This window comes from Wolbachia endosymbiont (group A) of Therophilus tumidulus, assembly GCF_964277345.1.
Taxonomy (GTDB): Bacteria; Pseudomonadota; Alphaproteobacteria; order Rickettsiales; family Anaplasmataceae; genus Wolbachia; species Wolbachia pipientis.
Window position 1 is genome coordinate 1372778 of the sequence record NZ_OZ195515.1, and the last position, 21633, is coordinate 1394410.

General features: G+C 34.5%; 20 protein-coding genes, 1 other RNA gene and 2 pseudogenes. 11 read left to right on the forward strand and 12 right to left on the reverse strand.

What is annotated here, in order from left to right; translation table 11 throughout:
- Positions 1-279: a DUF2671 domain-containing protein gene (locus tag ACICQD_RS07280; RefSeq protein WP_006279425.1), complete on the reverse strand. Its 279-nt coding sequence runs from the start codon at positions 277-279 to the stop codon at positions 1-3.
- Positions 280-529: 250 nt separating this feature from the next.
- On the opposite strand from ACICQD_RS07280, the gene ACICQD_RS07285 reads away from it, so the two are divergent.
- A complete protein-coding gene (locus ACICQD_RS07285; protein WP_010081993.1) occupies positions 530-1177 on the forward strand; it encodes an O-methyltransferase in 648 nt (215 codons plus the stop codon).
- Position 1178: 1 nt separating this feature from the next.
- Here the strand turns inward: ACICQD_RS07285 and ACICQD_RS07290 are convergent, their stop codons facing one another.
- Together ACICQD_RS07290 and ACICQD_RS07295 are read right to left on the reverse strand one after the other, a co-directional pair.
- Positions 1179-1832, reverse strand: a complete 654-nt coding sequence (locus ACICQD_RS07290; RefSeq protein WP_010081992.1) for a glutathione S-transferase family protein — start codon at positions 1830-1832, stop codon at positions 1179-1181.
- 107 nt (positions 1833-1939) lie between these two features.
- Positions 1940-2056: pseudogene (locus ACICQD_RS07295) on the reverse strand (WPE palindromic element domain-containing protein); the annotation flags it as partial.
- Positions 2057-2292: 236 nt separating this feature from the next.
- Here ACICQD_RS07295 and ffs point away from each other — a divergent pair.
- From ffs to dnaN, 7 genes are all read left to right on the forward strand, one after another.
- An RNA gene (ffs, locus tag ACICQD_RS07300) (signal recognition particle sRNA small type) lies at positions 2293-2382 on the forward strand.
- A gap of 21 nt (positions 2383-2403) precedes the next feature.
- Positions 2404-4005, forward strand: coding sequence for a DNA polymerase III subunit gamma/tau (dnaX, locus tag ACICQD_RS07305; protein ID WP_010963016.1), 1602 nt, complete (start codon positions 2404-2406; stop codon positions 4003-4005).
- A gap of 3 nt (positions 4006-4008) precedes the next feature.
- The gene (locus ACICQD_RS07310; RefSeq protein ID WP_010963017.1) at positions 4009-4341 is read left to right on the forward strand and encodes a YbaB/EbfC family nucleoid-associated protein; all 333 of its coding nucleotides are present in this window, start codon (positions 4009-4011) and stop codon (positions 4339-4341) included.
- A 589-nt stretch (positions 4342-4930) separates the two neighbouring features.
- Positions 4931-5617, forward strand: a complete 687-nt coding sequence (locus ACICQD_RS07315; protein WP_265024501.1) for an acyloxyacyl hydrolase — start codon at positions 4931-4933, stop codon at positions 5615-5617.
- 318 nt (positions 5618-5935) lie between these two features.
- A complete protein-coding gene (locus ACICQD_RS07320) occupies positions 5936-6829 on the forward strand; it encodes an RNA polymerase factor sigma-32 (RefSeq protein WP_264329481.1) in 894 nt (297 codons plus the stop codon).
- The gene (locus ACICQD_RS07325) at positions 6822-7319 is read left to right on the forward strand and encodes an invasion associated locus B family protein (protein ID WP_006279310.1); all 498 of its coding nucleotides are present in this window, start codon (positions 6822-6824) and stop codon (positions 7317-7319) included. The genes ACICQD_RS07320 and ACICQD_RS07325 overlap by 8 nt, the downstream gene beginning before the upstream one ends.
- 123 nt (positions 7320-7442) lie before the next feature.
- Positions 7443-8600 carry a DNA polymerase III subunit beta gene (gene dnaN / locus ACICQD_RS07330; RefSeq protein WP_038199350.1) on the forward strand — a complete coding sequence of 386 codons (1158 nt, stop codon included), beginning with the start codon at positions 7443-7445 and terminating at the stop codon, positions 8598-8600.
- 79 nt (positions 8601-8679) lie between these two features.
- Here dnaN and truA read toward each other — a convergent pair whose 3' ends face one another.
- The 5 genes and pseudogenes from truA to ACICQD_RS07355 form a co-directional block, all read right to left on the reverse strand.
- Entirely contained in the window at positions 8680-9417 is a 738-nt protein-coding gene (gene truA, locus ACICQD_RS07335) for a tRNA pseudouridine(38-40) synthase TruA (RefSeq protein WP_010963021.1), read from the reverse strand.
- Positions 9418-9488: 71 nt separating this feature from the next.
- Positions 9489-9611: pseudogene (locus ACICQD_RS07340) on the reverse strand (IS630 transposase-related protein); the annotation flags it as partial.
- A 284-nt stretch (positions 9612-9895) separates the two neighbouring features.
- Positions 9896-10654, reverse strand: a complete 759-nt coding sequence (locus ACICQD_RS07345) for a cytochrome c1 (protein ID WP_010963022.1) — start codon at positions 10652-10654, stop codon at positions 9896-9898.
- 368 nt (positions 10655-11022) lie between these two features.
- Positions 11023-12252, reverse strand: coding sequence for a cytochrome b (locus ACICQD_RS07350; protein ID WP_006280242.1), 1230 nt, complete (start codon positions 12250-12252; stop codon positions 11023-11025).
- A 104-nt stretch (positions 12253-12356) separates the two neighbouring features.
- Positions 12357-12503, reverse strand: a complete 147-nt coding sequence (locus ACICQD_RS07355; protein WP_244663040.1) for a J domain-containing protein — start codon at positions 12501-12503, stop codon at positions 12357-12359.
- A 92-nt stretch (positions 12504-12595) separates the two neighbouring features.
- On the opposite strand from ACICQD_RS07355, the gene ACICQD_RS07360 reads away from it, so the two are divergent.
- Complete coding sequence (locus ACICQD_RS07360) at positions 12596-14125, forward strand: N-acetylmuramoyl-L-alanine amidase (RefSeq protein ID WP_223823148.1); 1530 nt, start codon at positions 12596-12598, stop codon at positions 14123-14125.
- Positions 14126-14144: 19 nt separating this feature from the next.
- On the opposite strand, the gene ACICQD_RS07365 is transcribed toward ACICQD_RS07360, so the two are convergent.
- Positions 14145-14405: a J domain-containing protein gene (locus tag ACICQD_RS07365; RefSeq protein ID WP_227738613.1), complete on the reverse strand. Its 261-nt coding sequence runs from the start codon at positions 14403-14405 to the stop codon at positions 14145-14147.
- A gap of 160 nt (positions 14406-14565) precedes the next feature.
- Here ACICQD_RS07365 and ACICQD_RS07370 point away from each other — a divergent pair, with 160 nt between their 5' ends.
- Complete coding sequence (locus ACICQD_RS07370; RefSeq protein ID WP_265044031.1) at positions 14566-15138, forward strand: NifU family protein; 573 nt, start codon at positions 14566-14568, stop codon at positions 15136-15138.
- A complete protein-coding gene (gene hisS / locus ACICQD_RS07375; protein WP_010963026.1) occupies positions 15135-16361 on the forward strand; it encodes a histidine--tRNA ligase in 1227 nt (408 codons plus the stop codon). Before ACICQD_RS07370 ends, hisS begins: the two co-directional genes overlap by 4 nt.
- 20 nt (positions 16362-16381) lie before the next feature.
- Here hisS and surE read toward each other — a convergent pair whose 3' ends face one another.
- The 3 genes from surE to ACICQD_RS07390 form a co-directional block, all read right to left on the reverse strand.
- Positions 16382-17134, reverse strand: coding sequence for a 5'/3'-nucleotidase SurE (surE, locus tag ACICQD_RS07380; protein WP_010081939.1), 753 nt, complete (start codon positions 17132-17134; stop codon positions 16382-16384).
- Positions 17135-18469: 1335 nt separating this feature from the next.
- Positions 18470-19813 (reverse strand): signal recognition particle protein, encoded by a 1344-nt coding sequence (gene ffh / locus ACICQD_RS07385; protein WP_095742798.1) that lies wholly within the window; start codon positions 19811-19813, stop codon positions 18470-18472.
- The gene (locus tag ACICQD_RS07390) at positions 19798-21357 is read right to left on the reverse strand and encodes a proton-conducting transporter membrane subunit (RefSeq protein WP_264329484.1); all 1560 of its coding nucleotides are present in this window, start codon (positions 21355-21357) and stop codon (positions 19798-19800) included. The genes ffh and ACICQD_RS07390 overlap by 16 nt, the downstream gene beginning before the upstream one ends.
- Positions 21358-21633 lie beyond the last annotated feature (276 nt).

Below are 21633 nucleotides of genomic sequence, written 5' to 3' on the forward strand. Positions count from 1 at the left end.
CTATGCTGAGTCATTGTTTTTCACTACTGTTTGTTGTTTTTTACGCTCAAACTCTCTTTTTTTACTGTGCCAAGTGTAGTAATACATAGCGATTTTATTCTCTATTAATACTATTGTCCCATCATAAAACTGAACCATATCCATAACTTTTCTCTGAGCTTCATCAAAACGTTCTTTATACTTTTCACGATAAGCTGGATTATGTAGTAACATAACCCCTTCATTCTTGTTAGATTTTTTGTTTAACGTTTCAACTTCACCAGCAATAGTATAAGACATATAACCCCCTCTAATTGATTATAAAAATTATATTTTAAAAAGAGAAATGCGCATAAACAATCCCTTTAATTCTAGCATAATAATCGACTGTTTATTATACTAGTTAACTATAGTACGATATATAATAATTTTTGTCACTTAAAATTTTATACTATGAAATAATAACTTAAAATAAATGTTTTTATTATTTTAAACTATATTATTATATTTATAAATTGTGTATGAATTAAGTCTCCCTAATTTATAATATATGCGTAATAATTTTAGTATAAAATTGTCATACATAAGAAATCTATTTGCAAAAGAATATAAAAAAATAGAAGAATATTGTATTCTTGAAAAAAAGCAACATATTCAAATTGGCCCTGAAGAAGGAAAGCTATTAAGTTTATTTATAAAAATCCAAAAAATCAAAAGTATTGTTGAGATTGGCACGTTATACGGTTACTCGTCGATTTGCATGGCAAAAGCTCTACTAAAAGACGGTCATATATATACAATAGAAAATAATCCTCAACACTCAAGAATAGCAAAAAAAAATTTTAGTGCTTTTAATCTAAGTGATAAAATTACTCTAATAGAAGGCGATGCACTGGAAAAAATTAATGAATTATCAGCAAAAGCACCATTTGACATGATATTTATTGATGCTGACAAAAGTAGTTATCCTAAGTATTTAGATTGGGCAGAGTCATACATTAAACAAGATGGGCTAATCGTTGCAGATAACACTCTACTGTTTAACACAGTATTTTTAGAATCGCCTCCAAAAGAAGTATCAGAAAAATCATGGCATGCCATGAGGGAGTTTAATAATAGATTATCAGATGAAAAAAAATATTTCTCTATATTGATTCCAACTGATGAAGGAATGACTGTAGCTTTAAAGCTAACATAAGTTAAAAATCAAGGTCAGCATAATGTTTAGGAGGGATTAAACCAGAAATCCTCTCTAATAATATCTCACGAAAACAAGGCTTTGATTTAACAATGGAGTACCATTCTTTTAAAATTTTACTTTTTTCCCATGGAAAACTACTTACATAATCCATTACGGAAATATGCGATGCTAAAGTAATATCAGCTAAAGTGAACTTATCAGTTGCAAGCCAAACGTTCTTGTTAATTAAGTGTTCGGTGTATTCCATATGGCAAGGCAGGTTATGCTGAGCTGCATGAAGAAATCTAGAGTCAGGGCTGCGGTTAGTAATTACTTTTTCATTCATAATATACTTAGTAACTTCATTGTAAAATTTGTTATCGAACCAATTGATTAGAGCGCGTATTTTAGACTTAATAATAGTGGATGAACCAAGTAATTTGACGTCGCTATTGTAAGTCTCTTCTATATATTCACAAATGGCATTACTATCCGCTATTACAAAGTTATTATCTATTAACACTGGTACTTGCCCGGTTGGATTGATCTCCATAAATTCATTCCGCTTTTCCCACGGATTTTCATACACTAGATCACAGCCTAATTTTTTTTCTTTTAGAAAAGCTCTAACTTTTCGTGAAAATGGACAAAGAGGAAAATGATATAAAATCATAATGTTCCTCTTTTGTTATACCAATATCCTTTTTTTGTTACTCTATGGCTTGACCTACAACTGTACGAACTTTCTTTGTAGTCCACAGAAGTTTGCGTAGCAGGTAGTGTCATGCAAGTAGCTGACACTGGAATCCAGTTCTTGTTATACAATTGCCTAGTGCGCTCATTTACAGTTAAGTTTTCTGGATCCAAGTAGTCAAGCACTGGGATGACATCCTTTTCGGTAAAAATTGCTCTTATATCACAACATTCATACAGCTGTATGCCTAGGCACTGGGATGACATAAATAAGCGCTGAAATGACATAAATAAACATTGGAGTGACAATCTTGTAGTGACTTGCATGACAACTAACTTTTTGTTTACTTCAAAATAGCACTGTAAAAAATTTAACATATCAAATTATAGAGCTAATATAGGATATACCTTGCTAAATAAAAAAAAAAGTATAATATTTTATAAGGTATGCAGGCAAAAACTCTGTAATTTGGTCAGATCAGAAATGAAGCAGCCATATCAGAACCTTTTTGGGTTGCATACCTATTTCATTATTTGTTTTATCCGAGGCTATGAATATAGCATTAAAACATCGTCCTAGTAGCTTCAAAGATCTAGTAGGTCAAGATATATTAGTGCGTGTATTAGAAAATGCTTTTATTTTAAACAAAATCCCACAATCTATACTGCTCTCTGGTAGTAGTGGAGTTGGTAAAACCACCACTGCAAGGATAATAGCTTTATGTTTGAATTGTTCCCTGGGGCCAATTTTTGAACCTTGCGGATCATGTGAAAATTGTCTAGCAATAAAAAATTCAAGCCATCCAGATGTAATTGAAATCGATGCAGCAAGTCACACTAGCATTGACGATATTAAAGTAATCCTGGGAGATATTTGCTATTCACCTATAAGCTCTAAATTCAAAGTCTACATTATAGATGAAGTACACATGCTATCTAGCAGTGCATTTAACGCATTACTTAAAACCCTAGAAGAGCCACCATCTAGTGTAAAGTTCATTTTAGCAACTACGGAAATAAAAAAGATACCAATAACTATTATTGCACGTTGTCAAAGATTTGATTTACACAACATTCCTGTAGCTAAAATAGTGGAACGTTTAAATGATGTTGCACAAAAAGAGAGTTATTCCATTGAAAAGGGAGCATTAGAATTAATTGCACGACACTCTGGAAATTCAATGCGTAACGCCTTGTTTTTGATGAATCAAGCAGTGCTATATAGCAAAGATGGTGCAATATCCACTAAAAATGTGACAGACATACTTGGCCTAGTGGATAAAGATATTATATTTGATCTATTAGGGGCAATATTAGAAGGTGATTTACAGAAAGCTCTATCAGTGTTTGACAAGGCGGTAAAAACAGCAAACCCACTTAGTATTTTTGAAGGTCTATTGCAAACAATTCAGTTAGTATGCCGTTTTTTGATTACAAAAGAGATTGATAATGCAGTTACAGAGCATGAAAAGAATAGGATAAAAGATTTAAGTATAAAGAGATCTTTAATATTTTTTTCGAGATTGTGGAAGATGTTGCTTAAAGGTATTCAAGATATAAAAACTTCAACATGCAACGATGTTGCTGCTGAAATGATGTTAATTAGCCTCTGTTATCTTTCTGATCTGCCTTCTCCGGAACAGGTGATCAAAAAAGTTCTTTCGCAGAATGTAGAGCAAGGAAATAGACAGGGCAGACCTGTTGCACCTTCCCCCTCTGTCATCCAAGTAGCTGACTACTCGGATCCAAAAAAATATGTGGAAAGTAAACAACAACCCCACTCTGTCATCCCAGTGCGTGACACTGGGATCCATGTGGAAAATAAACAACAAAATTACGATTTTGATAAGATTTTGCAACTATTAAGGCGAAGTAACCAAATTTATCTTTACAAACAACTGTGTAATAATCTACAATTAATAGATTGTAAACCTGGATATTTAAAATTAAAAGCTGTATCTAAGTTGGATAGTAATTTTTGCAATGATTTAAAAAATTACTTAAACCAGGTGACTCAGCAAGAGTGGGTTGTTGCAGTTGATACAGGTTATATAAACAGGGAAGTGAGTAATTTAAATTATGCACCTGCAGTTAAGGATATCCTTGACACGTTTAAAGGTGCAAAAGTAGTTAATATAGAAAATAAGGAGTAAGTTGTGGATTTTAGTCAAATAATGAAACAAGCGCAAGAGATGCAAAAAAAGCTTGCAGAAGCTCAAGAAAAATATGTTGGAAAAGAGTTTCAAGGTATTTCTGGTGGTGGCAAAGTTTCTGTATTAGTGGAAGTCATAAAAATAGGTAGCTATAAAGCTAAAAAGGTGAACATAGACTTAGAACTTATGAGAAATGAGGAAAAAGATATAGTAGAGGATTTAGTAACAGCAGCGTTTAATGATGCCGTTAAAAAAGCAGAAGAAGATATGGCGAATGCAACTTCTGATCTTGCAGGTATGATGGGTTTACCATCTGGGTTTAAACTTCCTTTTTGAATTTACTACTGAAGTTTCTTTTAGTGTAAGTATTTTTTTTCTAATATTCCCAACGCTAGTACTTCTTCATATAATGTACCTATACTAGCATAGCCCTACGTCATACCGTGATTCATTCCACAACTGTACAAACATTGCAATATGGCACATAGTAAACGATGTCATTCCAGTCTGGAATCCAGCCTTGCCGTAATCTCATCAAGAACATTGTGTTTTAACATAAAACGGCTACTTTTATGCTTACCAACTTAATAAAATTCCTGGATCCCAGACTGGGATGACAAGAAGATGGTACTTGGATAAGAGGCATTGCCCTCCTGGTAGGCCCAAATTGCAATGTTCGTACAGTTGTGGATTTCTCATCCGCTAACAAGCAGCGAGATGACGAGGTCTTTCGATAGTAAATCTTACCTGTGTTAGCTATACCAAAAAATCAAAAGTCGTATTTATTCATTAATAAAATCTTTGTCTTCTCCTAAAAATTAGTTAAAATGTAGAATATTTTGTGTTATTAAGTTAGCACTTGACTTAACTTTAGTTGTTACTTAGACTGCTAAAGTGGAATTTTAATTTTTTTACGAGGACAATTATGCATTATAAAAAGTTTTTTTCAGCAGCCGCTTTAGCAACGTTGCTAAGTTTATCAAACTCTGCTTTTTCAGATCCTGTTGGTCCAATAAGTGATGAAGAAACTAGTTACTATATTCGTTTGCAATACAACGGTGAAATTTTACCTCTTTTCACAAAAGTTGATGGTATTACCTATAAGAAAGACAATAGTGATTACAGTCCATTAAAAGCGTCTTTTCTAGCTGGTGGTGGTGCGTTTGGTTACAAAATGGACGACATCAGGGTTGATGTTGAAGGAGTTTATTCATACCTAAACAAAAATAATGTTACAGATGCAAGATTTACGCCAGATACTATTGCAGACAGTGTAACAGCAATTTCAGGGCTAGTTAACGTTTATTACGATATAGCAATTGAAGATATGCCTATCACTCCATATGTTGGTGTTGGTGTTGGTGCAGCGTATATTAGCACTCCTTTGAAAGACGCTGTGAATGATCAAAAAAGTAAATTTGGTTTTGCTGGTCAAGTAAAAGCTGGTGTTAGTTATGATGTAACTCCAGAAGTCAAACTTTATGCTGGAGCTCGTTATTTCGGTTCTTATGGTGCTAATTTCGATAAAAGCGGTGGTGAGAAAGACAAAGGAGGACATACAGTCCTTTACAGCACTGTTGGTGCAGAAGCTGGAGTAGCGTTTAATTTTTAGTCTATCTCAGTCTTGTTATCCCAGTGGGTTTTTTCTTGTCATTCAAGTAGCATGACACTGGGATCTAGAAAAAAGAAATGTGGATTCCAGTGTCAAGGCACTGGAATAACACTATTTGCTATGTGTTTAAGCTATAACGTTTACCATTGTACTGGTAGAATATCATCTAAAGTTACATAATGTTATCCAATTAGCTAACACTGCGGCCTACTGTCTCCAAGAAATTAGATGGAAAATTTGTACTTTTTTCAAATCAAAGCTTGAATTTTTGCTGGAAAATCAATATATTATATGCATGAAGTTTTAATTTAAGTTGTTATGTTGACCCCAATGGCAAGCTTATGTGTCGATAGCAGAACCAATCTCATGCAATATATTGCTAGGGTGCGAAAATTTCCCATGCTGTCTCAAGAGGAAGAAGTACAACTAGCAAAAAATTGGAACCAATACAAGGATATTTCTTCTGCTCATAAATTGATTACCAGCCATTTGAATTTGGTAGTGAAAATTGCAATGAAATTCAAAAATTATGGACTATTGTTGATGGACCTGGTCATGGAAGGGAATATGGGTTTAATGCATGCAGTAAAAAAGTTTAATCCTGATTTAGGGTTTCGTTTTTCAACTTATGCAGTGTGGTGGATTGAAGCTTCAATAAAAGACTTTATATTGAAATCTTGGTCATTTGTGAAAATAGGCACAACGCAAGCACAAAGAAGATTATTTTTTAGTTTACGTAAAATAAAAAAAAGAATTTTACAGTATACAAACAGAGAAACTTTAAATAATGAAGAAATAAAAGCAATATCTAATGAGCTTTCTGTATCCGAAGGAGATGTTATACAAATGAATTACCGTTTGGCTTGTAAGGATCAGTCGCTAAACGATTGCATAAAAATAGGTGATGACTCTAAAAGGGAGTTACAAGATATGATCCCATGTAACTTGGTCAGTCAAGAAGTAACCTATCAGAATCATGAAGAAAAAGAATTAAAAGAAGCAATTTTAAACAATGCACTAGCGAGCCTCAACGAAAGGGCAAGAGACATTTTTATCAGTAGATATTTGTCTGAAAACATTCAAACTCTGGATGAACTTAGTAAAAAATATTGTGTTTCAAGAGAAAGAATAAGGCAGTTGGCTGAGCAGGCGATGGCTAAGGTAAAACAATATATACAATCTGAAAGTTTGAAATTTTGTTTGCATGCGTAGTTTTTTTATATTTCTAATATTTTTTTCGATAGGCGCTTTTGCATCGGTTAGTGATGTACAATTGAAGGAAAAATATAAAGATTGGCTCGTGTATACTGCATTGGAAGATGGAGAGAAAGTATGTTATATTGTATCCTATCCTAAAAAAAAAAGCGAATATTATACAACCAATCGCAAGCCGTATGTAATGGTTAGTTATGTTGATAAAAAAGCAGATGAGGTAAGCGTTACCTCTGGTTTTCAGTATGATAAGGAGCCTGTAGCTCTCAATATCGACAAAAAAATTAAATATACACTGCCCATAATACAGGGAAGTTTTGCGTGGGCAGAGCATACAAAAATAGATCAAGATCTCATTCTAAAAATGAAGCAGGGATTATCAATGGTAGTTAATGGAAAAACAAAAACAGTGACCATTGATGATACTTATTCCCTACTTGGTTTTCAAAAAGCGTATCAAAAAATGCATGATTTATGCCATACAAAGTAAATTATTGTAACAGAATACCCAGCTATAGTATAAACTAGACTACTCTTTCAATGGAAATATAAATAGCACTTTACTTTATATGGGATGTGGATATCATTTAAAATATATTTTTGAGAGTTAGCAATGTCAGAGGTTGCAGGTGTAGATACAGAAATCAAAAAGCAAAATTCTGTGTGCGAGCAGATGCGTTTTAGCGTGAGCCGCACAAGTCTTTTAAATACATTATCCAGAGTAAGTGGAGTGGTTGAAAGGCGTAATGCAATAGATGTTTTGGCGTGTATAAATATCAAAGCACAACACGGCAGCATAAAATTAATGGCAACTGATCTTGACATTTCAATGTTTGCCTCACTTGCTGCAACCGTATTAACAGAAGGAGAAGTAAAAATTTCAGCGCATACTTTACATGACATAGTGAAGAAGTTACCCGCTGATTTGGATGTCAATTTTGAAGTAAACAACCAAGGAAAATTATTGATGTCTTGCGGAAATGCAAACTTTTCTTTACCGAATGTAGTTTCAAGCAGCTTTCCTGCTCTTGAAGAAGACAATTATAAACATGATTTTACTCTACTAAATACAGACCTGATAGACTTATTAACTAAAACAAAATTTGCTGTATCACTAGATGATACAAGGTATAATTTAAATGGAATATATCTACATACAGATGAGCAATTTCTGTACTGCGTTGCAACTGATGGCCATCGTTTATCATGTATAAAGAGGCCAAAGCCTGGGAACATCAATGGCGAATTTGGTGTGATCATTCCACGTAAAACTGTTATGGAGCTGTTAAAAATATTGGACGATTGTAATGAAATTAAAGTAAAACTCTCAGACAGAAAAATCAAGTTTACATGCGGTGAATATATTCTAATATCAAAATTAATAGATGGAACTTTTCCAAATTATAAAGCAGTTATTCCAGCATCTCAAGATAAGCATATGATTATTGAAAGTAAAAAACTTTCAGACGTTATAGATCGAGTTTCCGTTGTTGTATCTGATAAAGTAAAATCTATTAAATTCTCACTACAAGAAAAGCTGCTAACTCTGCATTCAAACTCCCAAGAGTGCAGTGATGCAACTGAATCCATAGAAGTGGACTACAATGAAGCCCCTATAGAAATAGGGTTCAACTCGCGTTATTTACTTGATGTTCTATCCTGCATAAAAAATAAATGTAAGTTTAGCTTAGCCGATGGTAATAGTGCTACAATTATCACTGATGAAGACGATTCAAGTGCATTATATGTAGTAATGCCAATGAGAACTTAAACTCGTCATCTCGCTGCTTGTTAGCGGAATCTGGAGATACCGTGGCGGTATGGCACTTATTTCACTAGCTTTTATTAAATTAGTAATCTATCTTTACCAAATATAAGCCAAAAGGTGGTGCAGTAACTCCAGCGGCACTTCTTTTGCATTGGTTTAATATATTTAGCATTTCTTGCGGATTGGTTCTATTTTTTCCAAATTCAACTAAAGTACCCACAATAATCCTCACTTGGTTATGTAAAAAGGAAATAGCAGATATTTTGATGTGTATATGATTCCCATTTTGTATTATATCGATATCATCAATTGTTCTTATCGGATTTGCGGCTTGACAATCTTTTGAACGGAAACTTGAAAGGTCATGTTTTCCAAGTAGATGTTTAGCAGCTTCACGCATAATATTTACATCAAGTGGGCTAAACACTTGCCATACATAACCCGTCTCCAGAGCGGCAGGAGCATAGCGATTAACTATTCTATATTCGTAATATCTTTTTTTTGCTGAAAACCGTGCGTGAAACGCATCATCTACAACTTCTGCATTAAGCACGACTATAGGAATTGATTTTAAATGATAGTTTATTGCATTCCTTATTCTATAAAGCTCAAATTCCTTTTCCATATCAAAATGAGCAACTTGTCCTAAAGCATGAACTCCTGCATCAGTCCTGCCACCACAGTACAAAGTAACTTTCTCACCACTAAAATTAAATATAGCATTTTCTATCTTCTCCTGGATTGAGTTAGCAGAGTGTTGCTGTTTTTGCCAACCAGAGAAATTACTACCATTATATTCTACCGTTATTTTGTATCGCACTGCATTACATCAAGCTCTATCTAAAATAGTCATTTTCTATCTTAACATAATTTATGGTCAAGCCTACAGTGCTGCCACTCCCATAAAGTAGTTCGTCCAATCTTAAATCTTGCTGCCACTGCTTCTCTGCTTTCTCCTTCGTCTAGCGCCTCCATTGCTTTTTTTCTTAAATCATAACTATATGCTGCTGGCATTCAACCTCCTTATCATTATCTATCCTTATCACATCCGGACTTCTATGAAAAGAGCTATAAATCGTGAAAAAGAACTGCTCATTAAGTGCTGTTTGCTTAATAAATTTACTGACATTGGTATGGCTAAATTCGAAATGGCTACATGAATTTATCGTAAATTATTACCGTATAAGGTACGATGCGACAAAGCCATCCCAGTGTCAGCTACTCGGATGACACCGTCATAAAGGAACCAGTGTTAGCTACTTGGATGACAACCATTGTGCTTGAGGCAAAATTGACTATCACTTCTTTTTATAGAGCTTGCTCCAAACTTTGTTGTTAGTTAATACAAAAAACACTGTTAAAATTATAAAATACGCCACTACTTTTAATCCAAGTTTATGCCGGCGCTCTAATTCTGGCTCTGCTGCCCATTGTAAAAAATTTATCACATCATACGCCATATTTTCAACTGTGGCTTGCCTTGCACCATCATATTCCACCATTCCTTCAGAAAGTGGTGGCGCCATAGCTAATCTGCCTGTTGGAAAATACGAATTAAAATATAAATCATTTTCATCGTGTTCGCCGTTTTGATAGCCTGTTAACAATGAATAGACATAATTTGCACCATCATGCCTTGCTTTAATAATTAATGATAAGTCTGGTGGGACTGCACCATTGTTGCTTGCTGCAGCTGCTTCTTTTGTATCAAAAGGCGCAATAAAATAATCCGAAGGTACTCCAGGTCTGTCAAACATTTCACCCAAATCATTCGGACCATCTTTAACTTGATAAGAAGCTGCTATTTGTTTTACATCTTCTTCAGAAAAACCGACATCTTGCAAATTACGAAATGCTACCCTATTCATTGAATGACAAGCAGCACAGACTTCTTTATACACTTTATAGCCACGCTGAATTGACTCTCTATCGAAAGATCCGACAATTCCATCAAATTTCCAGTCTATTTTCTTATTTGGTGATGATTTAAATTCTTCTGCAGATATAAGACTAGATAGAAATAACATGCAGAAGATTGCAAATACATTAGATCCCATGCATAACCACTGTTTTAGTAAATTTCGAATTGATGTCATGCAAGTAGCTGACACTGGAATCCAGCTTATTTCATCACTGACATTATGGTTATCATGCACTCCTAGAATCTGTTGTCCATTGCATGATTTGTAAGTATTTTTATACCTGGATCCCAGTGTCAAGCACTGGGATGACAACGGAAGATAGTGGAATGACACTGTGTGTTGTATACAACGTTCATACAATTGTGTACATGATGCTGGAATCCATTTATTTTTTTTCTGGATCCCAGTGTCAAGCACTGGGATGACAAAAGAGGGCTCTGGGATGACAGAAGAGAGCTCTGGGATGACAGAGAATTTTGTAAGAGATCTGCTTTGAATTGACATCACCTCATCTCCGGCACAGAATCACTTAAGGTTTTTGGTGGTTCTTTTGGCTTTTCATACTTACTAAGCAGTGGTAAAACTATCACAAAGTATGCAAAGTAATAAAGAGTAGATAGCCTACTCATAGTGATGTAAGGCTCTTTTACCTCTTGTCCTCCAAGCCAGGCAAGAAGTACAAAATTTATTGCAAAAACCCAAAAAAATTTCTTAAACACCGGGCGATAAGCACCACTTTTAACTTTTGATTTATCAAGCCAAGGTAACAAAAACCACACTAAAATAGACGCAAACATGGTAAGCACACCAGTAAGTTTATCTGGAATTGAACGTAGCATTGCATAAAAAGGTAAAAAATACCACTCTGGCACTATATGTACCGGAGTGACCATAGAATCAGCTTCTATATAATTGTCTGGATGCCCAAGATAATTGGGAGCATAGAAAACAAATGCGAACAAAACTACAAAAAACAGACCAAAAGTTATGCAATCCTTGACTATATAATAAGGATAGAGAGGGATGGTATCCTTATCTGATTTTACCTCCACTCCACTTGGGTTACCAGAGCCAAACCTATGCAGAGCTATCACATGAAGCATAGCTAAAGCAATAATAACAAAAGGCAGAAGATAATGCAGAGCGAAAAAACGGTTAAGTGTTGGGTTATCCACTGAAAAACCACCCCATAACCATATAACTATTTTATTGCCAATTAAAGGTATAGCAGAAAATAAGTTGGTTATAACTGTTGCACCCCAGAAACTCATTTGTCCCCAAGGCAATACATATCCCATAAAGGCAGTTGCCATCATTGCAAAAAATATAAATATTCCAATAAACCACACCATCTCTCTCGGTCTTTTATAAGATCCGTAATATAATCCACGCATTATATGAACATAGACTACCATAAAGAAGAGCGATGCTCCAACAGCGTGAGTGTAGCGTATTAACCACCCGTAATTCACATCTCGCATTATGCGCTCTACACTATTAAACGCATAATCAACATGCGGAGTGTAGTGCATAGCAAGAAATATACCTGTTATTATTTGTAAAATCAGCGCTATACCAGCCAAAGAGCCAAAGTTCCAAGCATAATTTAAGTTTTTTGGCACTTGGTAAGAAGCAGTGTGTCTTAGAAAAGAAAATATAGGCAATCTATATTCTATCCATCCTAATATGCCTTTTTCTTCTTTTATTGTTTCTTTTTTGTTATCTTCCTGCATAACTTAAACCTTTCTGAACACATGTCCATTGCTACTTTTATCTTATTTTTTTATTGTAGCAACTTATCCTTTACGCACAAATAAAAACTTTAAAGCAATATTAATTACCTCTTCAGCAACCTGTCACGTGCTGCGTTTAATTTTTGTGCAAAATATTCCGAGCCTCCTTTATCTGGGTGAACTAATTTCATTAAATTTTGATATGCTTTATTGATTTCATTTTGGTTCGCTCCAGAATCTATTCCTAGCACTTTAAATGCTCCATCTCTGAACATGTTACTACTACCAGACTAGTATGATTTTGTCTTGTAAATTTATTCAACAACCCTATTCTAACTATATAATGAAAAATTATCTACAAAGTGTTTATGAAGATGGTATGAAAATCCAACTATCTAAAGTCAACAAATATTTATTAGTTTTACTGATTACTGTCTCAGCATTTCTCATATCTGGGCAAGTATCCAGTTCAAGCAATATCGAGAATGATTTTCAAGATTTACAAGAAAAATTACCATTATTGAAAGATCAGGATTTGTTATTTTTAGATCCAGCTTCAGCTTTAAATTATGGTGATAGGGCAGGTAAAAAAGTGTTAATGGTTATAGTTCACCATACTGAAACATCAACACTAAAAGGTACAAAAGATACGCTGAATGCTAGAGGATTGTCAGTTCATTTTATTGTCGATAGGGATGGCAGCATCACCTTAATGGTTCCATTAGAGAAAGAAGCATGGCATGCTGGTATTAGTTATGCAAGAGTTAAGGTAGATAGTAAGCTTGAAGAGTTACGGAAGCTTAACAACTATTCTGTAGGTATTGAAATTGTAAACACAGGACTTGAGCCTTTTCCGGAAGAGCAAATGAGATCTGTTAAAGAGCTGATTTTATACCTTATGGAGCGTTTTAAAATTAAAAGGGATATGATATTTAGTCATTCTGAAATAGGAACTATAGTGTATGATCCAGAGCTTGGCTATACAATGCGTAAACCAGATCCACACAAATTGTTTGATTGGGAGTTATTAGAGAAAAATGAAATTGGATTGCACATAAGTGACAGAATAAACCCTAAAGATGCTAAACACAAAATGGGCAAAACATTGTATAAAGCAGGTGATAGAAATGAAGGTATTTTGAAATTAAAACAAAGGCTGAACAGATTTTTCTATAAGATAGAACCTTGGAATGATAAGAAAGGTAATGTAATTTTTCCTGATAATAATGCTGATTACTCAGATGAGTTTGATGAGAATTTTGTATGGGTTATTTATCAGTTTTCAATACATAATTTACCAAGAGAAATTAGAAAAGATCTACCTCTTAAACTAGAACAAGCAGATATATTTCCTGAATTCTTTAGTGAATATAGTCATGGCATTTCTTCTAGTTATCTAACCTTTAGTGAAAAAATTAAATCGACTCTACAACCATGTTTAAGCAAAGTAGATTATGAGAATTTATTATCTTCTCTTGCACAATATGAGAATAACATTTCTCCTGATGCATCTACCACTTTAATGTACAAAATTAAGTTATACTATGATTCTTATTTAAGATATCGCATATGGTCTTCACTCTATAAACCATTTAAGCTTAATGTATTGGAAGAGTTAGAGATTTTAAAGAGTGGAGTGTTATCTTTAAAATCACTAGATAGCTCTAAAGCTGCAGAAGTTTCCAGTTTAATTGATAGCTTTAAAGTAGATATTTCTTTAGAATTTCAGGGTTTTGAAAAACAGTGGTTTCAGGAGTTTAAGAATGCTTGGAGACAAGAATTTATACCTTCCCTGGAAGAACAGATAACATGGACTGCACTACATGAAGCAATATTGGAGTATTTAGAAAAAGCAAAGGAAGAAATTCGTTAAACGAAAACTTTTTTTAAGATCACTTTTTTAACAATTTATCACGTGCCGCATTTAGCTTTTGCGCAAAATATTCCGAGCCTCCCTTATCTGGGTGAACTAATTTCATTAAATTTTGATATGCTTTATTGATTTCATTTTGACTTGCCTCAGGATTCAGCCCCAGTATCTTTAATGCTTCATCCTTGGACATGTTATCACCAGTGTAATTTTCAGTATAACTTCTACTGCTACTAAATTCGTTCAAAAACTTACTCAATATAGAGTTCATCATGAAACTCATATTATTTTTTTTTGTCAGGAAAAGAAAAAATATAACAACGCTAGGCAAGACAAATGTAATTACTATGAATACTAAAAAAAGAAAAAAGATGAATGACATGTATATTTTTTTATCATTTTATGATTAAATAGTAACAATTATAATTGTCATGGTAAATAACATGTTCATCCAGATTGAAGAAACACCAAACCCAAATACGCTAAAATTCCTTCCTGGATTTGAAATTTTAAACGAAGGAGAAACTGCTGATTTTTCAAATGCGAATGAGATAAAAAATTCTAAACTAGCAGCAAATCTTTTTCAAATAGAACATGTGGTAAGAGTGTTTTTTGGTCATGATTTTATTTCAGTAACAAAATTGGGTGGAATTAATTGGGATACATTAAAAGTAGAAATTTTAACTACAATCATGGATCACTTTACTTCAGGTGGAAAAGCACTAGATAAAGAAGGAGTAAATGATAATAATATACCGGATGAAGAATTTTTTGATAAAAATGATATAGAAATTGTAAATAGAATAAAAGAATTAATGGAAAGTCATATCAAACCTGCAGTTGCTCAAGATGGTGGCGATATCAAATTTCGTGGCTATAAAGATGGAATAGTTTATGTTGAGTTGCAAGGAGCTTGCTCTGGATGCCCAAGTGCTGCAATTACTTTAAAGCAAGGAGTGCAAAATATGCTGAGCTACCACATACCAGAGATTGCAGGTATAGAGACCACACTATGACTAATCAAACGGTTAGAGGAACAAAAGATCTCCTGTTTGATGAATGGTACAAGTTTAAATACATAGAGCAAACAGCAAACAGAATCTCAAGTTTATACGGCTTTTTGCCCGCCCAAACTCCAATATTTGAGTGCACGGAGGTTTTTACAAAAACCTTAGGTGATAGCTCAGACATCATCACTAAAGAGATGTATAGCTTCAATGATAAAGGGGGAAAGAGCATAACTTTACGTCCTGAGTTCACTGCAGCGATTGTCAGGCTACTCATTGAAAAAAAACTGCAAACACCGATAAAATTATTCTCAACAGGACCTGCATTTCGCTATGAAAGACCGCAAAAGGGAAGACAAAGGCAATTTCATCAGATAAATTTTGAGGTTTTTGGCATAGAAGATCCAAAAGCTGATATTGAATTGATATCACTCGCTCAGCACTTACTAACTGAATTTGGCATCAATAAAAATGTAAAGCTGGAAATCAACTCTTTAGGTGATGGTGAAACAATAACTAAATATAGAGAAGCTTTGATCTTATACTTTACAAAGTATCAAAATGATCTATCAGAAGATAGCAAAAATAGGTTGATCAAAAATCCACTCAGAATACTGGATTCCAAGGATGAGAAAGATAAATCAATAATTTCTGATGCGCCTAAAATCAGCAATTATTATACGAAAGAGTCCTCAGATTTCTTTGAACAAATACTAAATGGATTAACAATTCTTGATATACCTTATACCGTAAACAATAAACTAGTTCGAGGTTTGGATTATTATTGCCACACAGTGTTTGAGTTTGTTACAGAGGATTTAGGTGCACAAGGGGCAGTTTTTGCCGGTGGAAGATACGATAATTTAGTATCTTCAGTAGGTGGAAAACACACTCCAGCAATAGGATTTGCAGGGGGTATTGAGCGCATAATGGAGTTAATCAATTATTCTCCGAAAGAAGAGCGACCTATTTACCTAATTCCAATCGGTAGAGAGGCTGAAAAACATGCTTTAACACTTGCAAATGAATTGCGCAGAAATGGTTTATATGTAATCTATGAATATAGCGGAACGCTCAGAACCCGAATGAAAAAAGCAAATCAAGCAAATGCTAAAGCTGCTTTAATCTTTGGCGATGAAGAATTGAGTAGTAAAACTTTAAAGATTAAAAACATGGATACAGGTGAAGAAAAAATAATTGCTCGCGATAACACAATAGAAAATATCTATTAGGAGCAATGCAAATGTTTTTCTCAGTCAGCTATAGAAGAAAATTCGTCTGCACAAGAATTTTTCATAGTATTCAAAGTATCATAATCTGTAAAATCTAATTTTACCGGTGTAATAGTAATAAATCCTTCTTTTATTTTATTTATACTACCACTGCCTGAGTGCTCTCGAGACCAATTTAAGCTAAAAGAGCCATTCGAATTTTCAGTAAAAGTTAAATCCCCATCAATGTTATATTCACCTTGTTCAGCAAATTCTACTCCTTTTACTTTTTCCGTAGCAGGAAAATTTACACTCATCACTATGTTTTTAGGCCAACCAACCTTAACTAGCTTGGCAATAACCTTTGGTGCAAAAACCTTTGTATTGTGCCAGTCTATTTTATCATGATAAACTTGGCTTAGCGCAATAGAAGGTATAGACCTTGCAGCACCTTCCATTACAGCACCAATTGTTCCTGAATAACAAATATCGTCCCCGACATTTGATCCAATATTTACTCCGGACAATATTAAGTCTGGTTTTTTATTCATAACTTTATTTAGCGCAATAATGACACAATCTGCAGGAGTACCAGACACACTAAATTCCCTTTCACTATGTTGTTTTATTCCAATAGATTGTTTCACTGGATAATCAAGAGATCTTGCAGCTCCGCTTCTATCAGTATCTGGTGCCACTATCCATATTTCTGACGCAAAATTCCGTGCAACCTCTTTGAGTAATTTTATTCCTTCACTTCCAAAGCCATCATCGTTTGTTATCAATATTATCATATACAATACTCAGCTATACAGTTCCAAATTATGTAAACCACTGGCTGTAAATAAACTCATGAGGCTTTAAGTTTCTTTGCATAACTGTGGACTGTAACAAAGAACCTGCTGTAAATCAATGGATTTCTTGCCCAAGCCACAATTGTCATTCAATAGAAACAAAAAACTTACTTGACAAACTCCGCCAGCCCTCTTATCATGATAGTGAAGCTATTGTATTTGCTTTCGCCAATCTGCAGATTAAAAGGTAAGGATTACTTAATGTATCGGCGTCTTATGTTCAATTTTTTGCAGTATATAGATACTGTATGTCTTTACAAAACTTCATCTACATCTAGATTTTTATCTAAATAAGCTGAACGCGCTTATAAAGCGTTACAAGACATCAAAAAATGCCAATACTCGACAGAGATAGTAAAAGACTAGCTAACTCGGGGGTTCTTTGTCTTTTTTTCTGCTTAGTAAACTTCTTAAACATTTGCAGCGTAAGTTAGTTGCAATTAAAAGCAGCTTAATCTTGCTTGTCAAGCGTTTAAAACATAAAAAACGCCAATATTTTAAAGCGGATAATAACCCCAGGGCTTCTTTTGCCTTTTTTTTCGTTTGGTAAATTTCTTAATATTTATAGCTAAACAACAACCGTCATCCCGCTGCTTGTTAGCGGGATCTAGAGATACCGCGAATGAATCGCGGTATGACGGTTCGCGGCGGTATGACGGTTTGCGGCGGCATGACCTCGTCATTCCCCTACGTGTTAGCGGGATCTAGAGATACCGTGACGGTATGACGGTTCGCGCGGTGGCATGACCTCGTCATCCCGCTACGTGTTAGCGGGATCTATGCTTTGAGATACCGCGAATGAATCGCGGTATGACGGTGTAGATGGTGGTTAAGTAATTCGTCATCCCGCTACGTGTTAGCGGGATCTAGAGATACCGCGGCGGTATGACGGTTCGCAGCGGTATAGTAACTCGTCATCCCGCTGCTTGTTAGCGGGATCTCTTGTTAGCGGATGAGATACCGCGAATGAATCGCGGTATGACGGTGTAGATAGTATCCCGCTGCTTGTTAGCGGCTGAGATACCGCGAATGAATCGCGGTATGACGTGTTGAAACAATCCGATAAGGTAAGCCTCGTCATCCCGCTACGTGTTAGCGGGATCTAGAGATACCACGGCGGTATGACGTGTTGCTTGGGTCAGCTATAGTATTTCTTAAAATTAATAATAAATTTCTTGGCTAGCAAGAAGCTGTAAATTTTTTTGCGAGACCTAAGCCGCTTTTGATATAGCTAAAGGTTTACTGATGATTTGTCTCATTCCACTACCTGCTGACTTACTTTCTGCTTAGCATATCCATCAAATCAGATTCTTTGAGTTTACTATGGTCAACTTTACTGAACTTATTTACCATAGAGCTCATTTGATTATACTGCTTAATTAGAAGATTAATGTCAGTTACAGTTGTTCCGGACCCCTTAGAAATTCTAAGTCTTCTTTTGCCATTTAAAATATCTGGATTTTGCCTTTCTTTTTCAGTCATTGAGTTTATGATGGCTATATATTTTTTCACTTTATTGTCATCTGGCACACTGCTACTTAGCTTTTTTGTAAATGAACTAGGAATGAATTTCATTATGTTGCTAATGCCATCCATTTTACTCAGAGTTTTTAACATTCCCACTAGGTCGTTTAGGTCGAATTTACCTTTTTTTACTTTCTTTTGTAACTTATCAATTTCTTCCTGACCAACAATCTCAGCAGCTTTTTCAACCAATGAGACAACATCACCCATGCTAAGTATCCTTTTTGCAATTCTATCGGGATAAAAATCATCGAGGTCACTTAATTTTTCACCACAAGCAATAAATTTAATTGGACAATCGGCGATCATTTTCATAGAAAGAGCAGCACCACCACGTGCATCACCATCAACACGGGTGAGAATAATGCCGGTTACACCTATTACCTCATTGAATGATTTGGCAATGTTGACCGCATCCTGGCCTATCATTGCGTCGGCTACTAAAATAACTTCTGCAGGTGAAGCTATTTCCTTTACGGCTTTCAACTCATTCATCATATTATTGTCAATATGAAGCCTGCCTGCAGTGTCTAGTATTAATACATCATAATTATCGTTCTTTGCTATTGCTATTGCCCTTTTTGTAATTGTAATGGGCTTCTCATCTATTACTACAGGTAAAGTTTGCACATCTATTTGTTTACCTAGCACTTCAAGTTGTTTCTGGGCAGCAGGCCTATAAATGTCTAAAGAGGCAAGCATCACTTTTTTCTTTTGCTTTTTTAGTTTTAAAGCAAGCTTTCCTGAGGTAGTTGTTTTACCTGCACCTTGTAAGCCCACCATCATAATCACAGCAGGGGGTTTAACTGCTAGATTTAAGTCACTTTTCTCTGATCCGAGAACTGCAACTAAATTATCCTGTACAATTTTAATTATCATTTGTGCTGGAGAAACACTTTTTATGACTTTTTCCCCAATCACTTTATCTTTAATGTCGTTGATGAATTTTTTTGCAACTTCAAGTGAAACGTCAGCTTCAATTAAGGCTATGCGTATTTCACGCATGGCAAGATTAAAATCATCTTCAGAAATGATTGACTTTCCTCTCAGTTTACTAAATACAGAATTTAAACTTTCAGTTAACGATTTAAACATAATAGCATTAGTAGAATACTCATTAAAAAGAGAGAAGAAGCTGAAACAAAACTCACTGAGTTATAACTCAGCACTTCTTTAAGTTTAGTAATATTATTAAAGTATAAACCAACAAGTGGATTAGTCAAGTTTTGCACTACGCTGGCAAACATTTCTCTAGTTTTAGAGACTAACTGATTGAACAGCAAGATAATATAGGGTATGAAAGCTCTAAAAATCCAATCAACATCCATTTTAAAATTTACTCTCGGGTAAAATAACTTGCGTAAAGGAATAAACAATAAAGTGGTACATAGTAATAAATTAAATTGCGACCAAATATTTTTTGTGTTGTACACAAAATCGAAAATCGAAGGTTTATTGTAAATAGGTAAGTAAGGATTGCCAGCGATTACGCATATAAATGCTAAAATAATCATAGTCATTTTGCCTCCTCTCTCTGCTAAAGGTTTTGACTTACTTTTTGCAATAAATAAGTAATAAAGAAACTTTAGCCCCACGCTTAAATGAAGCAGCAAATTTAGAAGCTTATATAAATTTTTATACCCTTTTAAGGCAACAGTGTTCATTTCAATTTCAGCTGTGATATATGATTTACTGATAAATCCAACGGTTCCAGGAAATGCAGCCATTGTAAGTATTGCGATTATAGCACACATGCCTTCCACTGACATCAGTTTACCCACTCCATTAAAACTAATTGTTTTTGTTTGTGAAATAATCGAATTACTGACCACAAACAATAATGATTGATAAACAAGAGAGAAGATTATATGCAGTATCAAAATTGGTATTGCTTTTTCCGAAGGACTGAGCAAACTTCCTGCAATAATCAGCAAGCCCATTTGTCCTACAACGTTATAGCATAAAAATCTGCGAATATTTTGCTCAAGAGAAGCAAATATAATGCTGTAAATTGCAGTGATGGCGCCTACAAGCGCTAATATTTCAGTACAATCTTGCCATAGGTTATAAGTGTGTAAAAGCATCACTAAAAAAGAGACTTTAGTGGTAAATAAAGAGAGATATGTGGTGCCATGTAGCGATGCAGCAGGATATGCATCAACAACCCAAAATGAAAAAGGAAAACAAGCGCAGTTTATCAATAAACCCAAAATTATCAGGTTAGTGCTTTGAAGTGCCAATCCTGCTATTAATATAACTCCAACGAAAAAGTGTACACAAGCGTACCTTATTGCAGGTCCACTATCTCTACAGCTAGCTGCGATAATAAAAAATGCACTGATGGTCATTAATTCACAGAATATTATAACCAATATCATATGTTCAGATAAAACTGCATAAAGTGAACTAATAGTGTAAGCAGCAAAAGATAGCATCTCTGAAAAAGTCAAATTTTGTGCTGGTAGAACAGCTAAAAATGCAACTGATAAAAAAGATATTAGTATGGTACGAAAAGATAAATCAAAATCTAGAATTGGGAGAGACCAATTTACTGCAATGCTCAAATTTTCAGGTAATTTTAGGACTATAACTATTAATACAGTCAGTAGAAGTAACAGTGACGATTTATAAAGTTGCACAATAATTAAAACCAATATGGTTTATGCTATCTCAATATATGAATAAAATCAATTTGCATATTAACCACTAATTAAACTAATTATCATATAATTATATCAGAGTTTAGAGGGTTATAGAGAAACCGGTCAGATTAGGTTTTTAATCTAATCTGACCGATAGCTTTAATAGTGAGGTAAGCTTTAATATAGCACTCCTAATTCATAACGCTACACTCGTGCATAATTTATTTTTAATTTGTGCACGAGCGTTAGTAAATTATTTACTTTTTGAAATAA

Excerpts from the sequence above, each read along its gene's own strand:
- ACICQD_RS07280 (WP_006279425.1), bottom strand. The coding sequence starts at position 279 with ATGTCTTATACTATTGCTGGTGAAGTTGAAACGTTAAACAAAAAATCT.
- ACICQD_RS07285 (WP_010081993.1), top strand. The coding sequence starts at position 530 with ATGCGTAATAATTTTAGTATAAAATTGTCATACATAAGAAATCTATTT.
- ACICQD_RS07290 (WP_010081992.1), bottom strand. The coding sequence starts at position 1,832 with ATGATTTTATATCATTTTCCTCTTTGTCCATTTTCACGAAAAGTTAGA.
- dnaX (WP_010963016.1), top strand. The coding sequence starts at position 2,404 with ATGAATATAGCATTAAAACATCGTCCTAGTAGCTTCAAAGATCTAGTA.
- ACICQD_RS07315 (WP_265024501.1), top strand. The coding sequence starts at position 4,931 with ATGCATTATAAAAAGTTTTTTTCAGCAGCCGCTTTAGCAACGTTGCTA.
- ACICQD_RS07320 (WP_264329481.1), top strand. The coding sequence starts at position 5,936 with ATGTTGACCCCAATGGCAAGCTTATGTGTCGATAGCAGAACCAATCTC.
- ACICQD_RS07325 (WP_006279310.1), top strand. The coding sequence starts at position 6,822 with ATGCGTAGTTTTTTTATATTTCTAATATTTTTTTCGATAGGCGCTTTT.
- dnaN (WP_038199350.1), top strand. The coding sequence starts at position 7,443 with ATGTCAGAGGTTGCAGGTGTAGATACAGAAATCAAAAAGCAAAATTCT.
- ACICQD_RS07345 (WP_010963022.1), bottom strand. The coding sequence starts at position 10,654 with ATGGGATCTAATGTATTTGCAATCTTCTGCATGTTATTTCTATCTAGT.
- ACICQD_RS07350 (WP_006280242.1), bottom strand. The coding sequence starts at position 12,252 with ATGCAGGAAGATAACAAAAAAGAAACAATAAAAGAAGAAAAAGGCATA.
- ACICQD_RS07360 (WP_223823148.1), top strand. The coding sequence starts at position 12,596 with ATGAAAAATTATCTACAAAGTGTTTATGAAGATGGTATGAAAATCCAA.
- ACICQD_RS07365 (WP_227738613.1), bottom strand. The coding sequence starts at position 14,405 with ATGAGTTTCATGATGAACTCTATATTGAGTAAGTTTTTGAACGAATTT.
- ACICQD_RS07370 (WP_265044031.1), top strand. The coding sequence starts at position 14,566 with ATGTTCATCCAGATTGAAGAAACACCAAACCCAAATACGCTAAAATTC.
- hisS (WP_010963026.1), top strand. The coding sequence starts at position 15,135 with ATGACTAATCAAACGGTTAGAGGAACAAAAGATCTCCTGTTTGATGAA.
- surE (WP_010081939.1), bottom strand. The coding sequence starts at position 17,134 with ATGATAATATTGATAACAAACGATGATGGCTTTGGAAGTGAAGGAATA.
- ffh (WP_095742798.1), bottom strand. The coding sequence starts at position 19,813 with ATGTTTAAATCGTTAACTGAAAGTTTAAATTCTGTATTTAGTAAACTG.